At 63.8% G+C, this 18,192-nt stretch carries 16 protein-coding genes; 15 read left to right on the top strand and 1 reads right to left on the bottom strand.

The genetic code is table 11. From position 1 onward, the window contains the following. From rsmH to lpxC, 15 genes are all read left to right on the top strand, one after another. On the top strand, positions 1–942 hold the full coding sequence (gene rsmH, locus E8E68_RS15225) for a 16S rRNA (cytosine(1402)-N(4))-methyltransferase RsmH (RefSeq protein WP_177410698.1): 942 nt from the start codon (positions 1–3) through the stop codon (positions 940–942). Beyond that, positions 939–1,232, top strand: a complete 294-nt coding sequence (ftsL, locus tag E8E68_RS15220) for a cell division protein FtsL (protein ID WP_110742605.1) — start codon at positions 939–941, stop codon at positions 1,230–1,232. Before rsmH ends, ftsL begins: the two co-directional genes overlap by 4 nt. Then, entirely contained in the window at positions 1,232–2,989 is a 1,758-nt protein-coding gene (locus E8E68_RS15215) for a penicillin-binding protein 2 (RefSeq protein WP_266031884.1), read from the top strand. The genes ftsL and E8E68_RS15215 overlap by 1 nt, the downstream gene beginning before the upstream one ends. Further along, positions 2,989–4,476 carry a UDP-N-acetylmuramoyl-L-alanyl-D-glutamate--2,6-diaminopimelate ligase gene (locus tag E8E68_RS15210; protein WP_280342594.1) on the top strand — a complete coding sequence of 496 codons (1,488 nt, stop codon included), beginning with the start codon at positions 2,989–2,991 and terminating at the stop codon, positions 4,474–4,476. Before E8E68_RS15215 ends, E8E68_RS15210 begins: the two co-directional genes overlap by 1 nt. After that, positions 4,469–5,836, top strand: coding sequence for a UDP-N-acetylmuramoyl-tripeptide--D-alanyl-D-alanine ligase (gene murF, locus E8E68_RS15205; RefSeq protein WP_266031870.1), 1,368 nt, complete (start codon positions 4,469–4,471; stop codon positions 5,834–5,836). The genes E8E68_RS15210 and murF overlap by 8 nt, the downstream gene beginning before the upstream one ends. After that, entirely contained in the window at positions 5,836–6,918 is a 1,083-nt protein-coding gene (gene mraY / locus E8E68_RS15200; protein ID WP_003251852.1) for a phospho-N-acetylmuramoyl-pentapeptide-transferase, read from the top strand. Before murF ends, mraY begins: the two co-directional genes overlap by 1 nt. Positions 6,919–6,924: 6 nt before the next feature. Next, positions 6,925–8,271, top strand: a complete 1,347-nt coding sequence (gene murD / locus E8E68_RS15195; RefSeq protein WP_280342591.1) for a UDP-N-acetylmuramoyl-L-alanine--D-glutamate ligase — start codon at positions 6,925–6,927, stop codon at positions 8,269–8,271. Beyond that, complete coding sequence (ftsW, locus tag E8E68_RS15190; protein WP_266031882.1) at positions 8,271–9,482, top strand: putative lipid II flippase FtsW; 1,212 nt, start codon at positions 8,271–8,273, stop codon at positions 9,480–9,482. The genes murD and ftsW overlap by 1 nt, the downstream gene beginning before the upstream one ends. After that, positions 9,472–10,551, top strand: a complete 1,080-nt coding sequence (gene murG, locus E8E68_RS15185; RefSeq protein WP_110742609.1) for an undecaprenyldiphospho-muramoylpentapeptide beta-N-acetylglucosaminyltransferase — start codon at positions 9,472–9,474, stop codon at positions 10,549–10,551. Before ftsW ends, murG begins: the two co-directional genes overlap by 11 nt. Further along, complete coding sequence (gene murC, locus E8E68_RS15180) at positions 10,544–11,992, top strand: UDP-N-acetylmuramate--L-alanine ligase (RefSeq protein WP_016713564.1); 1,449 nt, start codon at positions 10,544–10,546, stop codon at positions 11,990–11,992. Before murG ends, murC begins: the two co-directional genes overlap by 8 nt. Further along, the gene (locus tag E8E68_RS15175; protein ID WP_110742610.1) at positions 11,989–12,945 is read left to right on the top strand and encodes a D-alanine--D-alanine ligase; all 957 of its coding nucleotides are present in this window, start codon (positions 11,989–11,991) and stop codon (positions 12,943–12,945) included. Before murC ends, E8E68_RS15175 begins: the two co-directional genes overlap by 4 nt. A gap of 5 nt (positions 12,946–12,950) precedes the next feature. Then, the gene (locus E8E68_RS15170; protein WP_025340544.1) at positions 12,951–13,820 is read left to right on the top strand and encodes a cell division protein FtsQ/DivIB; all 870 of its coding nucleotides are present in this window, start codon (positions 12,951–12,953) and stop codon (positions 13,818–13,820) included. Between the two features lie 14 nt (positions 13,821–13,834). Continuing rightward, on the top strand, positions 13,835–15,091 hold the full coding sequence (ftsA, locus tag E8E68_RS15165) for a cell division protein FtsA (RefSeq protein WP_110742611.1): 1,257 nt from the start codon (positions 13,835–13,837) through the stop codon (positions 15,089–15,091). Between the two features lie 55 nt (positions 15,092–15,146). Beyond that, positions 15,147–16,343: a cell division protein FtsZ gene (gene ftsZ, locus E8E68_RS15160; RefSeq protein ID WP_012274054.1), complete on the top strand. Its 1,197-nt coding sequence runs from the start codon at positions 15,147–15,149 to the stop codon at positions 16,341–16,343. A 112-nt stretch (positions 16,344–16,455) separates the two neighbouring features. Continuing rightward, on the top strand, positions 16,456–17,367 hold the full coding sequence (gene lpxC, locus E8E68_RS15155) for a UDP-3-O-acyl-N-acetylglucosamine deacetylase (protein ID WP_003260771.1): 912 nt from the start codon (positions 16,456–16,458) through the stop codon (positions 17,365–17,367). 47 nt (positions 17,368–17,414) lie between these two features. On the opposite strand, the gene E8E68_RS15150 is transcribed toward lpxC, so the two are convergent. Then, entirely contained in the window at positions 17,415–17,870 is a 456-nt protein-coding gene (locus E8E68_RS15150) for a DciA family protein (protein WP_110742612.1), read from the bottom strand. Positions 17,871–18,192: the final 322 nt, after the last annotated feature.

Genomic DNA, 18,192 nt, shown 5'->3' with positions numbered 1-18,192 from the left:
ATAGATAGCGGCTTCAACCACATCACCGTCCTGCTCGACGAAGCTGTCGAGGCATTGGCCCTGCGCGCCGACGGTTGCTATCTGGACGGCACTTTCGGCCGTGGCGGACACAGTCGGCTGATTCTCAGCAAGCTCGGGCCGCAAGGGCGGCTGCTGGGTTTCGATAAAGATCCCCAAGCGATTGCCACCGGGCAAGCGCTGGCGGCCGAAGACGGCCGCTTTGTCATTGTGCAGCGCAGCTTTGCCGAGCTGGGCGCGGAAGTGGCCGAGCGTGGCCTGCACGGCAAGGTCAGCGGCGTGCTGCTGGACCTGGGGGTGTCCTCGCCCCAGCTGGACGACCCAGAGCGTGGTTTCAGCTTCCTCAATGACGGCCCGCTGGACATGCGCATGAACCCGGACCAGGGGGTGAGCGCTGCCGAGTTCATTGCTACTGCGCCAGTGGAAGAAATCGCTCGCGTGTTCAAGGAGTACGGCGAGGAGCGCTTTGCCGGGCGCATGGCACGTGCCGTGGTCGAGCGCCGCGAAAAGCAGCCGTTCACCCGTACCGCCGATTTGGCAGAAGTGCTCAAAGTGGCCAACCCGGCCTGGGAAAAGGGCAAGAACCCGGCTACGCGTGCCTTCCAGGGCTTGCGGATCCACGTCAACAACGAGCTGGGTGACCTTGAGGCGGGCCTTGAGGCCGCGCTCGATGCGCTTGAGGTCGGCGGTCGCCTGGCAGTCATCAGTTTCCACTCGCTGGAAGACCGTATCGTCAAGCTGTTCATGCGCAAGCTGGTGAAGGGCGAGGCCGATAACCTGCCGCGCAACCTGCCGGTCCAGCACAAGGTCTTCGAGCCGAAGATCAAGCTCATCGGCAAGGCCCAGTTCGCCTCCGAAGCCGAGCTCAAGGCCAACCCGCGGTCGCGTAGCGCCGTGATGCGTGTGGCGGAGAAGCTGCGGTGAGCAGGCTGTTTGCCAAACCCTTGCCAGGCGGAAGCTTCCTGATGCTTCTGCTGTTCGTTGGCGTGCTGGTTTCAGCCATTGCCGTGTCCTACAGCGCGCATTGGAACCGCCAGCTGCTCAACACCCTGTACGGTGAACTGAACGAACGCGACAAGGCCCAGGCCGAATGGGGCCGGCTGATCCTTGAGCAGAGCACCTGGACTGCTGCCAGCCGCATCGAGAACCTGGCCTCCGAGCAACTCAAGATGCGTGTGCCTTCCGCTGATGAAGTACGGATGGTGGCGCCATGATGAAGCTCGAAGGTGCACTTTACCCGTGGCGGTTCCGTGTCGTGATCGGCTTGCTGGCGATCATGGTCGGTGCGATTTGCTGGCGGATCATCGACCTGCAGGTTGTCGACCGCGATTTCCTCAAGGGCCAGGGCGATGCGCGCAGCCTGCGTCACATCCCAATCCCGGCGCACCGAGGGTTGATTACCGACCGCAATGGTGAACCTTTGGCCGTGAGTACTCCGGTCACCACGCTGTGGGCCAACCCCAAGGAAATGCAGGCCTCCAAAGAGCGCTGGCCGCAGCTGGCCGCGGCGCTGGGGCAAAACCCCCAGCAGCTGACCGAGCGCTTGACCCAGCAGGCCAGCAAGGAATTCATCTACCTGGTCCGCGGGCTGACCCCGGAGCAGGGCCAGCACGTGCTCGACCTGAAAGTACCGGGCGTTTACGGCCTGGAAGAGTTCCGCCGCTTCTATCCGGCCGGCGATGTCACCGCGCACATGGTTGGCTTCACCGACCTCGACGACCACGGTCGCGAAGGGGTAGAGCTGGCGTATGACGAGTGGTTGGCCGGCGTGCCTGGCAAGCGCCAGGTGATCAAGGACCGGCGCGGCCGGCTGATCAAGGACATTCAGGTAACCAAGAACGCCAAGGCCGGAAAGACCTTGGCGTTGTCGATTGACCTGCGCCTGCAGTACCTGGCCACCCGCGAACTGCGCAATGCCATCGCCGAGCAGGATGCAAAGGCCGGCAGCCTGGTGATCATGGACGTCAAGACCGGCGAAGTCCTGGCCATGGTCAACCAGCCAACCTATAACCCCAACAACCGCCGCAGCATGTTCCCGGCGGCCATGCGTAACCGGGCGATCATCGACGTGTTCGAGCCAGGTTCCACGGTCAAGCCGATCTCCATGAGCGCGGCACTGGAGAGCGGCCGCTGGAAGCCCAGCGACAAGGTCGAGGTGTACCCGGGCAGCCTGCAGATCGGCCGCTACACCATCAAGGACGTGTCGCGCAGCGAGGGGCCGATCCTCGACCTGACCGGCATCCTGATCAACTCCAGTAACGTCGGCATGAGCAAGATTGCCTTCGATATTGGCGGCGAAGCGATTTACCGGGTCATGTCCCAGGTCGGCCTGGGCCAGTACACCGGCCTTGGCTTCCCGGGCGAGCGCGTCGGCAACCTGCCCAACCATCGCGAGTGGCGCAAGGCCGAGACTGCGACCCTGTCCTATGGCTACGGCGTTTCGGTCACTGCCCTGCAGCTGGTGCACGCCTACGCGGCGCTCGCCAACGACGGCAAGATGGTGCCGCTGTCGATCCTGAAAGTCGACAAGGCCCCGGAGGCCGTGCAGGCCATTCCGAAGGAAACCGCCGAAACCGTGCAGGGCATGCTGCAGCAGGTGATCGAAGCGCCACGCGGGGTGTTCCGCGCCCAGGTGCCGTTCTATCACGTAGCCGGCAAGTCCGGTACCGCGCGTAAGGCCACCGTGGGTTCCAAGGGCTACACCGAAAACGCCTACCGCTCGCTGTTCGCAGGCTTCGGGCCGATGAGCGACCCGCGCTACGCGATCGTCGTGGTCATCGACGAACCCGGCAAGGGTGGTTACTTCGGCGGCCTGGTGTCGGCGCCGGTATTCAGCAAGGTCATGTCCGGCACCCTGCGCTTGATGAACGTGCCGCCAGACAACCTGCCGCCGCCAGCACCCGTGCCGGCTCAAGCGCCCGCCGTGCAATCGCAAGTCAATGCAGCAGCCGCCAACGGAGGGCGTGGATGATGACAATGCCATTGAGCAAACTTTTCGCCCACGCCAGCCGTGACCCGCTGATCCGTGAGCTGACCCTGGACAGCCGCAATGTGCGCGCAGGTGACCTGTTCCTGGCGGTGCCGGGCGCCAAGGTCGATGGCCGCGAGCATATCGCCGATGCCCTGGCCCGTGGTGCTGCCGCCGTTGCCTACGAGGAGCAGGGCGCCAATGTGCTGCCGCTGACCGATGTGCCGCTGATCCCGGTCAAGGGCCTGATTGCCCAGCTGTCGGACATCGCCGGTCGCTTCTATGGCGAGCCTAGCCGCCAGCTGAACCTGGTCGGTGTGACCGGTACCAACGGCAAGACCAGTGTCACCCAACTAGTCGCCCAGGCGCTCGACCTGCTCGGCCAGCGTTGCGGCCTGATCGGCACCTTGGGTACCGGCTTCTACGGCGAGCTGCAGAGCGGGCGCCTGACCACACCGGACCCGATCGCCGTGCAGGCGACGCTGAACGACCTCAAGAAAGCCGGCGCCAAGGCCGTGGCCATGGAGGTTTCCTCCCATGCCTTGGAGCAAGGCCGCGTCGCCGCGCTGGAATTCGACATCGCGGTGATGACCAACCTGTCCCGCGACCATCTCGACTATCACGGCAGCATGCAGGCCTATGAGGCCGCCAAGGCCAAGCTGTTCGCCTGGCCGAGCCTGCGTTGCCAGGTGGTCAACCTGGACGATGACTTCGGTCGCCGTCTGGCTGACGATTTCGCCCGCAAGCCGATGACCGATCGTATCGAGACCCGGCTGATCAGCTACAGCCTGGAAAACCCGGACGCGTCGTTGTTCTGTCGCGAAGCCGTATTCAACGACGATGGCGTACGCGCCACGCTCGTCACTGCCCAAGGTGAGCGCACACTGCGCAGCCAGCTGCTCGGCCGCTTCAACCTGAGCAACATGCTCGCCGCCGTCGCAACCCTGCTGGCGCTGGACTACGCGCTGGACGAGATCCTCAAGGTCATCCCGCAACTGCAAGGCCCGGTCGGCCGCATGCAGCGCCTGGGCGGCGGCGACAAACCGCTGGTGGTGGTCGACTACGCGCATACCCCGGACGCGCTGGAAAAAGTGCTCGAAGCCCTGCGCCCGCATGCCCACGGCAAGCTGTTGTGCCTGTTCGGCTGCGGCGGCGACCGTGATCGCGGCAAGCGCCCGCTGATGGCCGAAGTGGCCGAGCGCCTGGCCGACCGCGTGCTGGTCACCGACGACAACCCGCGTACCGAAGACCCACTGGGCATCTTCAACGACATTCGCCCCGGTTTCACCCAGCCTGATGACGTCGAGTTCGTCGCCGGCCGTGGAGAAGCCATTGCGCACCTGATCGCCTCAGCCGCTGCCAACGACGTGATCGTGCTGGCCGGCAAGGGGCATGAGGATTACCAGGAGATCAATGGCGAGCGCCATGCTTTCTCCGATTTGCTCGAAGCCGAAAAGGCACTTGCAGCCTGGGAGGCTCCACATGATTAAGCCGATGTCGCTCAGCCAGCTGGCTGCTGCAGGGATTGGTCAACAGGTCGGTGCCGACGCCACGTTCACCGGCGTCAGCATCGACAGCCGTAGCGTCAACGCCGGGCAACTGTTCGTCGCCCTGGTCGGCCCGCGTTTCGATGGCCATGACTACCTGGCTGACGTGAAAGCCAAAGGCGCCGTCGCGGCGTTGGTCGAGCGTGAAGTTCCTGGTGTCGACCTGCCGCAGTTGCTGGTGGCCGACTGCCGCCTGGCGCTGGGCAAGCTCGGCGCACTGAACCGTGCCGCCTACGACAAGCCAGTGGTAGCCATTACCGGTTCCAGCGGCAAGACCACGGTCAAGGAGATGCTGGCCAGCATCCTGCGCACCCGTGGCCTGGTGCACGCTACCCGTGGCAACCTCAACAACGACCTCGGCGCGCCGCTGACCCTGCTGGAGATCGCCCCGGAGCACAGCGCCGCGGTGATCGAACTGGGTGCTTCGCGCATTGGCGAAATCCGCTACACCGTCGGGCTGACCCAGCCGCAGGTGGTCATCATCAACAACGCCGGTACGGCCCATGTGGGCGAGTTCGGCGGCCCGGAGAAGATTGTCGAGGCCAAGGGCGAAATCCTTGAGGGCCTGGGCGAGGGCGGCATCGCCATTCTCAACCTGGATGACAAAGCCTTTGCCATCTGGAAGACCCGTGCCGGTAACCACAAAGTCGTCAGTTTTGCCCGCAGCAACGCCAATGCCGATTTCCATGCCAGCGACATCGGTCGCGATGCCCGTGGTTGCCCGTCATTCAAGCTGCATGGCGCCGGCGACGTGGTTGACGTGCAGCTCAATCTGCTGGGGGAGCACAACGTCAGCAACGCCCTGGCCGCTGCCGCTGCGGCGCATGCCGTTGGTCTGAGCCTGAGCGGCATCGCCGCCGGCCTGGCTGCCGTGCAACCGGTCAAGGGCCGCACCGTGGCGCAGATCGCGCCGAACGGCGCGCGAGTGATCGACGACAGTTACAACGCAAATCCCACCTCCATGTGCGCGGCCATTGATATACTCGCCGGCTTTTCCGGGCGCACCGTTCTGGTGCTTGGGGATATCGGCGAATTGGGGCAATGGGCGGAAGAAGGCCACCGTCAGGTGGGCGACTACGCGCGTGGCAAGGTCGACGCCCTGTACGCAGTGGGTTCCAACATGACACATGCGGTCAAGGCGTTCGGCGCCAATGGCCGCCATTTCGCTACTCAAGCTGAGCTGATCGACGCGGTTAGCGCCGAAAATGCCGGCAACACAACTATCTTGATCAAGGGTTCGCGCAGCGCTGCGATGGAAAACGTCGTTGCGGCATTGTGCGGTTCCAGCGGGGAGAAACATTAATGCTGCTGCTGTTGGCCGAGTATCTGCAACAGTTCCACAAAGGCTTCGCGGTCTTCCAGTACCTGTCCTTGCGCGGGATCCTGGGTGTACTGACCGCGTTGTCCCTGGCGCTGTGGCTGGGCCCGTGGATGATCCGTACCCTGCAAATTCGCCAGATCGGCCAGGCCGTGCGCAACGACGGCCCGCAATCGCACCTGTCCAAGTCCGGCACGCCGACCATGGGTGGCGCGCTGATCCTGTCGGCCATCGCCGTCAGCACCCTCTTGTGGGCCGACCTGAGCAACCGTTACGTCTGGGTGGTGCTGATCGTCACCCTGGCGTTCGGTGCCATCGGCTGGGTCGACGACTATCGCAAGGTGATCGAGAAGAACTCGCGTGGCCTGCCGAGTCGCTGGAAGTATTTCTGGCAGTCGGTGTTCGGCCTGGCGGCGGCAGTGTTCCTGTACAAAACCGCGCCGACCAGCGTCGAGACCACGCTGATCCTGCCGTTCATCAAGGACGTCACCATTCCGCTGGGCGTCGGCTTCGTTGTGCTGACCTACTTCGTCATCGTTGGCTCCAGCAACGCGGTCAACCTCACCGATGGCCTCGATGGCCTGGCAATCATGCCGACGGTGATGGTCGGGGGCGCGCTGGGCATCTTCTGCTACCTGTCGGGTAACGTGAAGTTCGCCGAATACCTGCTGATCCCCTATGTGCCGGGCTCGGGCGAGCTGATCGTGTTCTGTGGCGCGCTGATCGGTGCCGGCCTGGGCTTCCTGTGGTTCAACACCTACCCGGCGCAAGTGTTCATGGGTGACGTCGGCGCGCTGGCGCTGGGCGCCGCACTGGGCACCATCGCCGTGATCGTGCGCCAGGAAATTGTCCTGTTCATCATGGGCGGCATCTTCGTCGTGGAAACCCTGTCGGTGGTGATCCAGGTCGCCTCCTTCAAGCTGACCGGCAAGCGCGTGTTCCGCATGGCGCCGATCCACCACCACTTTGAACTCAAGGGCTGGCCAGAGCCCCGTGTGATCGTCCGCTTCTGGATCATCACCGTGATCCTGGTACTGATTGGCCTTGCAACCCTGAAATTGAGGTAGATGAGCGTGTCCTTGATCGCTTCCGACCAATTCCGCATCGTTGTCGGCCTCGGCAAGAGCGGCATGTCCCTGGTTCGCTTCCTGGCGAGCCGGGGCATTGCCTTTGCGGTCGCCGACACCCGCGAGCAACCGCCGGAACTGGACACCCTGCGCCGTGATTACCCGCAGGTGGAAGTGCGCTGTGGGGAGCTGGACGTGGACTTCCTGTGCCGCGCCAACGAGCTGTACGTGAGCCCGGGCCTGGCCCTGGCCACCCCGGCCTTGCAGCAGGCCGCCGCACGCGGCGTGCAACTGTCCGGCGACATCGAGCTGTTCGCCCGCAACGCCAAGGCGCCGATCATTGCCATCAGCGGCTCCAATGCCAAGAGCACTGTCACCACCTTGGTCGGCGAAATGGCCGCCAAGGCCGGCAAGCGCGTGGCCGTGGGCGGTAACCTGGGTACTCCGGCGCTGGACCTGCTGGCCGATGACGTCGAGCTGTACGTGCTGGAACTGTCCAGCTTCCAGCTGGAAACCACCGACCAGCTGAACGCCGAAGTGGCCACCGTGCTGAATATCAGCGAAGACCACATGGACCGCTACAGCGGCCTGCCCGCCTACCACCTGGCCAAGCACCGCATCTTCCGGGGTGCCAAGCAGGTTGTCGTCAATCGCCAGGACGCCCTCAGCCGGCCGTTGCCGGTGGAAGGTCGCCCATGCTGGACCTTCGGCCTCAACCAACCTGACTTCAAGGCCTTCGGCCTGCGCGAAGTGGAGGGTGAGAAATACCTGGCATTCGAATTCCAGGCGCTGATGCCGGTGCGCGAGCTGAAGATTCGTGGCGCGCACAACCAGAGCAATGCCCTGGCGGCGCTGGCGCTGGGCCATGCTGCCGGGTTGCCATTCGAGCCTATGCTTGAAGCCCTGCGGGCGTTCGGGGGCTTGGCCCACCGTTGCCAGTGGGTTCGCGAGCGCAATGGCGTGAGCTGGTACGACGATTCCAAGGCTACCAACGTCGGGGCGGCCCTGGCCGCCATCGAAGGCCTGGGGGCCGATATCGAAGGCAAACTGGTGCTGATCGCCGGTGGCGACGGCAAGGGTGCCGAATTCACCGCATTGCGCGAGCCGGTCAAGCGCTTCTGCCGCGCCGTGGTGTTGCTTGGCCGTGATGCCGAGCGCCTCGCCGAGGCCCTGGGCGATGACGTGCCACTGGTCCGGGTCAAGACCCTCGACGACGCCGTGCAGCAATGTGCCGAACTGGCCCAGGCTGGTGATGCCGTGCTGCTGTCGCCGGCGTGCGCAAGCCTCGACATGTTCAGGAACTTCGAAGAACGCGGCCGCCTGTTCGCCCAGGCAGCGGGAGGCCTTGCATGATCTTCGGCATCCTCAAGCCTTATCCGTCGCCGCTGATCAGTGGCCGTGGCATTGACCTCGACTTCCCGATGCTTGCCGGTTGCCTGGCCTTGCTCGGCCTGGGCCTGGTGATGATCACTTCGGCCTCGTCGGAAGTGGCTGCGGTGCAGTCGGGTAACCCGCTGTACCACATGTTCCGCCACCTGGTGTACGTGTTCCTCGGCCTGGTCGCCTGTGGCGCCACCTTACTGGTGCCGATCGCCACTTGGCAGCGCATGGGCTTCATGATGCTGATTGGCGCCTTTGGCTTGCTGGTGCTGGTGCTGGTGCCGGGTATCGGCCGTGAAGTGAACGGTTCGATGCGCTGGATCGGCTTCAGCTTCTTCAACGTGCAGCCTTCGGAAATTGCCAAGGTGTTCGTGGTCATCTACCTGGCCGGGTACCTGGTGCGTCGGCAGACCGAAGTGCGCGAAAGCTGGATGGGCTTCTTCAAGCCGTTCATTGTGCTGCTGCCGATGGCCGGCCTGCTGTTGATGGAGCCTGACTTCGGCGCCACCGTGGTGATGATGGGCGCGGCGGCGGCCATGCTGTTCCTCGGCGGGGTGGGGTTGTTCCGCTTCAGTCTGATGGTGGTGCTGGCAGTGGTCGCAGTGTTCGTGCTGGTGCAGGCGCAACCCTACCGGATGGCGCGCCTGATCACCTTTACCGACCCGTGGTCCGACCAGTTCGGTTCTGGCTACCAGTTGACCCAGGCGCTGATTGCCTTCGGCCGTGGCGAATGGCTGGGCGTGGGCTTGGGTAACAGCGTACAGAAGCAGTTCTACCTGCCTGAAGCGCACACCGACTTCGTGTTCTCGGTACTGGCTGAAGAGCTGGGTGTGGTCGGCTCGCTGGTGACCATCGCACTGTTCGTGTTCGTGACCGTGCGAGCCCTGTACATCGGCCTGTGGGCCGAGAAGGCCAAGCAGTTCTTTGCCGCCTACATGGCGTTCGGCCTGGCGTTCCTGTGGATCGGCCAGTTCCTGATCAATATCGGCGTGAACGTCGGCCTGCTGCCGACCAAGGGCCTGACCTTGCCATTCCTCAGCTATGGGGGCAGCTCGCTGGTGATCTGTTGCGCCTGCGTGGGGCTGTTGCTGCGCATCGAGTGGGAAAGCCGCACGCACCTGGGTAGCGAGGAACATGAATTCAGTGAAAGCGATTTTGCCGAGGAGACCAGTCATGGCCGCTGATGGCAAGAACGTACTGATCATGGCCGGTGGTACCGGGGGGCACGTCTTCCCGGCCCTGGCCTGCGCCCGGGAGTTCCAGGCGCGCGGCTACAGCGTGCACTGGCTGGGCACCCCGCGTGGCATCGAAAACGAACTGGTGCCACAGGCCGGTCTGCCCTTGCACCTGATCCAGGTCAGCGGCCTGCGCGGCAAAAGCAAGCTGTCGTTGCTCAAGGCACCGTTCACCTTGGTCAAGGCCGTGCTGCAGGCCCGGCGCATCATTCGCCAGCTCAAGCCGGTCTGCGTACTGGGCTTTGGCGGCTACGTGACTGGCCCCGGCGGCGTGGCCGCGCGGCTCTGCGGTGTGCCGCTGGTGATCCACGAACAGAACGCCCGGGCCGGTACCGCCAATCGCTTGCTGGTGCCACTGTCTGCGCGGGTCTGCGAAGCTTTCCCGAACACCTTCGAGGCCAGCGACAAGCGTCGCACCACTGGCAACCCGGTGCGCCCGGAGCTGTTCATGGACGCCCAACGTGCGCCCTTGGTCGAGCGCCGCGCACGCCTGTTGGTGCTGGGGGGCAGCCTGGGTGCGGAACCATTGAACAAATTGTTGCCTAAGGCCCTGTCCGAAGTGCCCGCCGCGTTGCGGCCAGAGGTGTTCCACCAGGCCGGCAAGCAACACGCGCCGATCACCGCCGAGCGTTATCACGAGGCAGGTGTCACGGCTCAGGTAGAGCCTTTCATCAAAGACATGGCCCAGGCCTATGGCTGGGCCGACATGGTGGTGTGCCGGGCCGGAGCCCTGACCGTCAGCGAGCTGGCGGCAGCAGGCTTGCCTTCGATGCTGGTGCCTTTGCCGCACGCGATCGACGACCACCAGACCCACAACGCCCAATATCTGGCCCGCGAAGGCGCTGCCTTCCTGATGCCGCAAGCGACAACTGGCGCAGCGCAGCTCGCTGAACGCCTGAACGAGGTGCTGATGCAACCCGAGAAACTCAACGTCATGGCAGGCACCGCACGGCGCCTGGCCAAACCTGCCGCAACCAGCACCGTGGTCGACATCTGCCTGGAGGTGGCCCATGGTTGAGAGCCAGAAAGCCATGCCCCAGCCAAAGATGGGCCGTATCCGCCGTATCCATTTCGTCGGTATCGGCGGTGTGGGCATGTGTGGCATTGCCGAAGTGTTGCTGAACCTGGGCTATGAAGTGTCCGGTTCCGACCTGAAAGCCTCGCCGGTCACCGAGCGCCTGGAATCGTTCGGCGCCGAGATCTTTGTCGGCCACCGCGCCGAGAATGCTGCGACCGCCGATGTTCTGGTGGTGTCCAGTGCCATCAACCCGGCCAACCCAGAGGTTGCCACTGCCCTCGAGCGTCGCATCCCGGTGGTGCCACGTGCCGAAATGCTGGCCGAGCTGATGCGCTACCGCCACGGCGTGGCTGTCGCCGGTACTCACGGCAAGACCACCACCACCAGCCTGCTGGCCTCGGTATTCGCCGCCGGCGGCCTGGACCCTACCTTCGTCATTGGCGGCCGTCTGACCGCAGCCGGTACCAATGCCCAGCTGGGCACCAGCCGCTACCTGATCGCCGAAGCCGACGAAAGCGACGCCAGCTTCCTGCACCTGCAGCCGATGGTGGCCGTGGTCACCAACATCGATGCCGACCACATGGCAACCTACGAAGGCGACTTCAACAAACTGAAGAAGACCTTCGTCGAGTTCCTGCACAACCTGCCGTTCTACGGTCTGGCAGTGATGTGCCTGGACGACCCGGTCGTGCGCGAAATCCTGCCGCAGGTGAAGCGTCCGACCGTGACCTACGGCTTTAGCGAAGAGGCCGATATCCGCGCCATCAACGTTCGCCAGCAGGGCATGCAGACCCACTTCACCGTGCTGCGCCGTGACCGCGAGCCGCTGGAGGTGTCGGTGAACATGCCCGGCAACCACAACGTGCTGAACGCCTTGGCGACCATCGCCATCGCCACCGACGAAGGCATCACTGACGAGGCCATCATCCAGGGCCTGTCCGGCTTCCAGGGTGTCGGCCGGCGCTTTCAGGTGTACGGCGAACTGCCGGTCGAAGGCGGCAGCGTGATGCTGGTCGACGACTATGGCCACCACCCGACCGAAGTGGCGGCGGTGATCAAGGCGGTGCGTGGTGGGTGGCCAAGCCGCCGCCTGGTGATCGTCTACCAGCCGCATCGCTACAGCCGCACCCGCGACCTGTACGACGATTTTGTCCAGGTGCTGGGCGATGCCAACGTGCTGCTGCTGATGGAGGTCTACCCGGCCGGTGAAGAGCCGATCCCAGGTGCCGACAGCCGCCAGCTGTGCCACAGCATCCGCCAGCGCGGCAAGCTGGACCCTATCTACATCGAGCGCGGTGCCGAGCTGGCGCCGCTGGTCAAGCCACTGCTGCGCGCTGGCGACATCTTGATCTGCCAGGGTGCCGGTGATGTCGGTGGCCTGGCCCCGCAGTTGATGAAAAGCCCGCTGTTCGCTGGCGCCAAGCAGGAGAAGTCGAAATGACCAGCGCCTACGACAAGCTGCACTCGACCCTGGACGTGACAGCGTTCGGCCGCGTGGCTGTGCTGTATGGTGGCAAGAGCGCCGAGCGCGAGGTGTCGCTGAAGTCCGGCGCCGCGGTGATCGACGCGTTGACCAAGGCCGGTGTCGACGTGGTCGCCATCGACGTCGGTGACGACCTGCTCGAACGCCTGCAAAGCGAGAAGATCGACCGCGCCTTCATCATCCTCCACGGTCGCGGCGGCGAAGACGGCAGCATGCAAGGCCTGCTGGAGTGCCTGGGTATCCCCTACACCGGTAGCGGCATCCTTGCCTCGGCGCTGGCCATGGACAAGCTGCGCACCAAGCAGGTGTGGCAGAGCCTGGGTATTCCAACCCCGCGCCACGCGGTGTTGGCGAGCGAAAACGATTGTTTGCAAGCCAGTACGGAACTGGGCTTCCCGCTTATCGTCAAACCCGCCCATGAAGGCTCTAGCATCGGCATGGCCAAGGTGAACAGCGCCCAGGAGCTGGTCGCCGCCTGGCAGGAAGCCGCCAAATACGATTCCCAGGTACTGGTGGAGCAGTGGATCCACGGCCCGGAGTTCACCATCGCGGTACTGCGCGGCCAGGTGCTGCCGCCGATCGCCCTGGGTACACCGCACGTGTTCTACGACTACGACGCCAAGTACATCGCCAACGATACCCAGTACCGCATCCCGTGCGGCCTGGATAGCGCCAAGGAACAGGAACTGATCGACCTGACCGCACGTGCCTGCGACGCCATTGGCATCGAAGGCTGGGGGCGTCTGGACGTGATGCAGGACGAGCAGGGCCGGTTCTGGCTGCTCGAAGTCAACACCGCACCCGGCATGACTGATCATAGCCTGGTGCCCATGGCGGCCCGCGCGGCCGGCCTGGACTTCCAGCAACTGGTGCTGGCGATCCTGGCCGAAAGCATGGCGACGCGAGGTTAACCATCATGCAAGGCGCGATGATACGTCAGCAGCAACCCGTTACCGGCCGTAGCAAGCCGGTGCCGCGTGGTGCCAGCCGGCTGGTGGCCGACGAGCCCGTATCGGCGCGCCTGCCGCGGCCAAGCCTGGGCGGCCTCAAGCGCCTGCTGTGGCCGGTGCTGCTGGTAGCGGCAGGCTTTGGCGCCTACGAGGGTGCCATTCGCCTGATGCCGTACGCCGACCGGCCGATTACCAAAATCGACGTGCAGGGCGACCTCAGCTACATCAGCCAGCAGTCGGTGCAGCAGCGGATCGCGCCCTACGTGGCGGCGAGCTTCTTCAGTGTCGACCTGCCAGCGATGCGCGCGGAGCTTGAGCAGATGCCGTGGATCGCTCACGCCGAAGTGCGCCGCGTATGGCCCGACGAGGTGGTGATCCGCCTTGAAGAGCAACTGCCGGTAGCACGCTGGGGGGACGAGGCCTTGCTCAACAACCAGGGCCAGGCCTTCACCCCGCGCGAGCTGGCCAACTACGAACACCTGCCACAACTGGCCGGGCCACAGCGTGCCCAGCAACAAGTCATGCAGCAGTATCAGGTATTGAGCCAGATGCTGCGCCCCCTGGGCTTTTCCATCGCTCGCCTGGAGCTGCGCGAGCGAGGCAGCTGGTTCCTGACTACCGGTGCGAGCAGCGCCGGGCCAGGCATCGAGCTGCTGCTGGGGCGCGACCATCTGGTGGAGAAGATGCGCCGTTTCATTGCCATTTACGACAAAACGCTCAAAGACCAGATCAGCACTATCGCCCGCATTGATCTGCGTTACTCCAACGGACTTGCCGTTGGCTGGCGGGAACCGATTGCACCGACGACGGCCCAACCCGCCGTTGCGAAGAATTAGAGAGAGGCAGGACCATGGCAAACGCGCATAGCGGCAAAATGATCGTCGGGCTGGACATTGGCACCTCCAAGGTGGTGGCGCTGGTCGGCGAAGTGGGCGAGGACGGCACCCTGGAAATCGTCGGGATCGGTACTCATCCGTCCCGCGGCCTGAAAAAAGGCGTGGTGGTGAACATCGAGTCCACCGTGCAGTCGATCCAGCGCGCCGTCGAAGAAGCGCAACTGATGGCCGGCTGCCGCATCCACTCGGCATTCGTCGGTGTGGCCGGTAACCACATCCGCAGCCTGAACTCCCACGGTATCGTCGCCATCCGTGACCGCGAGGTCAGCCTGGCTGACCTGGAGCGTGTACTCGACGCGGCCCAGGCCGTGGCGATCCCGGCCGACCAGCGCGTGCTGCACACCCTGCCGCAGGACTACGTGATCGACAACCAGGAAGGCGTGCGCGAGCCGCTGGGCATGTCGGGTGTACGCCTTGAGGCCAAGGTGCACGTGGTCACCTGCGCGGTAAACGCGGCGCAGAACATTGAGAAGTGCGTACGCCGCTGCGGCCTGGAAATCGACGACATCATCCTTGAGCAGCTGGCCTCGGCCTACTCGGTGCTGACCGACGATGAGAAGGAGCTGGGCGTGTGCCTGGTGGACATCGGTGGCGGCACCACCGACATCGCCATCTTCACCGAGGGCGCTATCCGTCACACCGCGGTAATCCCGATTGCCGGCGACCAAGTGACCAACGACATCGCCATGGCCCTGCGTACGCCGACCCAGTACGCCGAAGAAATCAAGATCCGCTACGCCTGCGCCCTGGCCAAACTGGCCGGCGCCGGTGAGACCATCAAGGTGCCAAGCGTGGGCGATCGCCCACCGCGCGAGCTGTCGCGCCAGGCCCTGGCCGAGGTGGTAGAGCCACGTTACGACGAGCTCTTCACCCTGATCCAGGCCGAACTGCGCCGCAGCGGCTACGAGGACCTGGTGCCGGCCGGCATCGTCCTCACCGGCGGCACCGCGAAGATGGAAGGCGCCGTGGAACTGGCCGAGGAAATCTTCCACATGCCGGTACGCCTGGGCGTGCCGCACAGCGTTCGGGGGCTGAGCGACGTGGTGCGCAACCCGATCTATTCCACCGGCGTGGGCTTGCTCACCTACGGCCTGCAGAAGCAGTCCGAAGACCTGCCCCTGACCGGCAACAGCAGCAGCAACAGCTATGGCGATGAACCGAAGGCCCCAGTGCTTGAGCGCTTCAAGCGGTGGGTCCAGGGCAACTTCTAAGTTTCAAAGCAGTAGTGGTAGGCGCAACAACTAGAGAACTGTAAGGAGAGGGAAAATGTTCGAGCTCGTAGACAACGTCCCGCAAAGCCCGGTCATCAAGGTGATCGGCGTTGGTGGTGGTGGCGGCAACGCCGTCAACCACATGGTCAAGAGCAGCATCGAAGGCGTGGAATTCATCTGCGCCAACACCGATGCCCAGGCGCTGAAAAACATTGGCGCGCGCACCATCCTGCAATTGGGCACTGGCGTGACCAAGGGCCTGGGTGCCGGTGCCAATCCGGAAGTCGGCCGTCAGGCTGCACTGGAAGACCGTGAGCGCATCGCTGAAGTGCTGCAGGGCACCAACATGGTGTTCATCACCACTGGCATGGGCGGTGGTACTGGTACCGGTGCCGCACCGATCATTGCCGAAGTGGCCAAGGAAATGGGCATTCTCACCGTTGCCGTGGTGACCCGTCCGTTCCCGTTCGAGGGCCGCAAGCGCATGCAGATCGCCGATGAAGGCATCCGCATGCTGGCTGAAAGCGTCGACTCGTTGATCACCATCCCCAACGAGAAGCTGCTGACCATCCTGGGCAAGGACGCCAGCCTGCTGTCCGCGTTCGCCAAGGCCGACGATGTACTGGCCGGTGCGGTGCGCGGTATTTCCGACATCATCAAGCGTCCGGGCATGATCAACGTCGACTTTGCCGACGTACGCACCGTGATGGGCGAAATGGGCATGGCGATGATGGGTACTGGCTGTGCCAGCGGCCCGAACCGCGCCCGTGAAGCCACCGAGGCAGCGATCCGCAACCCGCTGCTGGAAGACGTCAACCTGCAGGGCGCCCGCGGCATCCTGGTGAACATCACCGCAGGCCCGGACCTGTCGCTGGGTGAGTACTCCGACGTGGGTAGCATCATCGAAGCCTTCGCCTCCGACCACGCCATGGTCAAGGTCGGCACCGTGATCGACCCGGACATGCGTGACGAACTGCACGTGACCGTGGTGGCCACCGGCCTGGGCGCGCGCATCGAGAAGCCTGTGAAGGTGGTCGACAACACCCTGCAGACTGCTCAGCAGGCGTATGAAGCCTCCAACCCGGCGCCGGCTCGTCAAGAGCAGCCAGCGGTCAACTACCGTGACCTGGAGCGCCCGACCGTGATGCGTAACCAGGCCCATGCAGGTGCTGCCGCAGCCGCTAAACTGAACCCTCAGGATGACCTGGACTACCTCGATATCCCGGCATTCCTGCGTCGTCAGGCTGATTAATGGAATTTATCAGGGGTATAAAGGTGATTGGTATTCATCAAAGGTTGGGTCTGTTATCATCCCCAGCCTTTGTTGATACCTGTTCGCAATTTGCGCTGAAGCGGCCAATGCCATGATTAAACAACGCACCCTGAAGAATACCATCCGTGCCACAGGTGTCGGTCTGCACTCCGGGGAGAAGGTATACCTGACCCTCAAGCCTGCACCTGTTGACACCGGCATCGTCTTCCGCCGCGCCGACCTCGACCCTGTGGTCGAGATTCCTGCGCGTGCGGCCAACGTCGGCGAGACAACCATGTCGACGACGCTGGTCAACGGTGACGTCAAGGTCGATACGGTCGAGCACCTGCTCTCCGCCATGGCGGGCCTGGGCATCGATAACGCCTACGTCGAGCTCTCCGCCTCGGAAGTGCCGATCATGGATGGCAGCGCCGGTCCCTTCGTATTCCTGATTCAGTCTGCCGGCCTGGAAGAACAGGACGCAGCCAAGAAGTTCATCCGCATCCTGCGTGAGGTAACTGTGGAAGAGGGCGACAAGCGCGCCACTTTCCTGCCTTTCGACGGTTTCAAGGTGAGCTTCGAGATCGACTTCGATCACCCGGTCCTCAAGGGCCAGACCCAGAGTGCGGTTGTCGACTTCTCCAGCACCTCGTTCGTGAAGGAAGTCAGCCGCGCCCGCACCTTCGGCTTCATGCGTGACATCGAGTACCTGCGCAAGCACAACCTTGCGCTGGGTGGCAGTGTCGAGAACGCCATCGTGGTCGACGAGACTGGTGTGCTCAACGAAGACGGCCTTCGTTCCGATGACGAATTCGTCAAGCACAAGATCCTCGACGCCATTGGCGACCTGTATCTGCTGGGCAACAGCCTGATCGGCGAGTTCAAGGGCTACAAGTCCGGCCACGCGCTGAACAACCAGCTGTTGCGCAAGCTCATTGCTGAAACCGATGCCTGGGAAGTGGTCACTTTCGAAGATGCCAGTACGGCACCGATCTCGTACATGCGCCCTGTCGCGGCCGTGTAAGTTCGAACACTCTCTAGTTCATTGAGGCCACCTTCGGGTGGCCTTTTTTATGGCTTGTGTTGGGCGTGGGCGGCCAGCCGTTCCAGTGCTGCACGCAGCTTGGGGTCGGTGATGCCCTCGGCGGTATCACGCAAGCTCTCGGCGGCGCTATTGGACAGCTCGGCGGCATGCCCGCCGCGTTTGGCCGGCACCAGCGGCGGCTGCACCTTGTACAGAATACGCCTGAGGTTGCCGAAGGCCTCCATGGCCTGCAACGCCGCCAGCAGACGTTTCTGCTGATAGCGCAAGCGGGTTGCCCAGTGGCCGTCGGTGACCACCAGCAGCAGCGTGCCATCGCGCCAGGACGCCACGTGGCAGTGCTCGCGGGCGGCCGGCTGCAACTGGCTTTCCAGCAGGCGCTGCAAGTACTCCAGGCGTTCGGCCTGGTTCAGCAGCAGGCGCAGCGGGCGCACCTGGCGCAGCAGGGCCGAAGGGGGCTGCGCGGGGGAGGGTTTATAGGCCATGGGACCGTGCATGAGGTGACAAGATCAGCAGTTTACCACCTCTGTAGTCTGCACCGGCCTCTTCGTGGGCATGTCCGCGAGGGGGTGGCAGGGGCGCGAGAGATAAGACTAGTTCTCGATAGCTTTCATGTTGCCAAGGCTTGAACTCAGGGAAAATGCCCCTATCTAAGACAAGCCCCCGCCAAAACGCTGTAATAGCATCGTGGAAATCCACCACTTTCCTCACCATCGTTTCCGGGTAGAATGCTCGTTCGCATGCGGCCTAAGGGCTGCACGGGCGACTCATGGGGCCGCCCTCCATCCCTACGTGTGGAAGATCCTG

This window comes from Pseudomonas sp. BN607, from assembly GCF_029871175.1.
Taxonomy (GTDB): Bacteria; Pseudomonadota; Gammaproteobacteria; order Pseudomonadales; family Pseudomonadaceae; genus Aquipseudomonas.
Note: the sequence above shows the minus strand (reverse complement) of the source record. Positions and strands in the feature narration are given on the sequence as shown.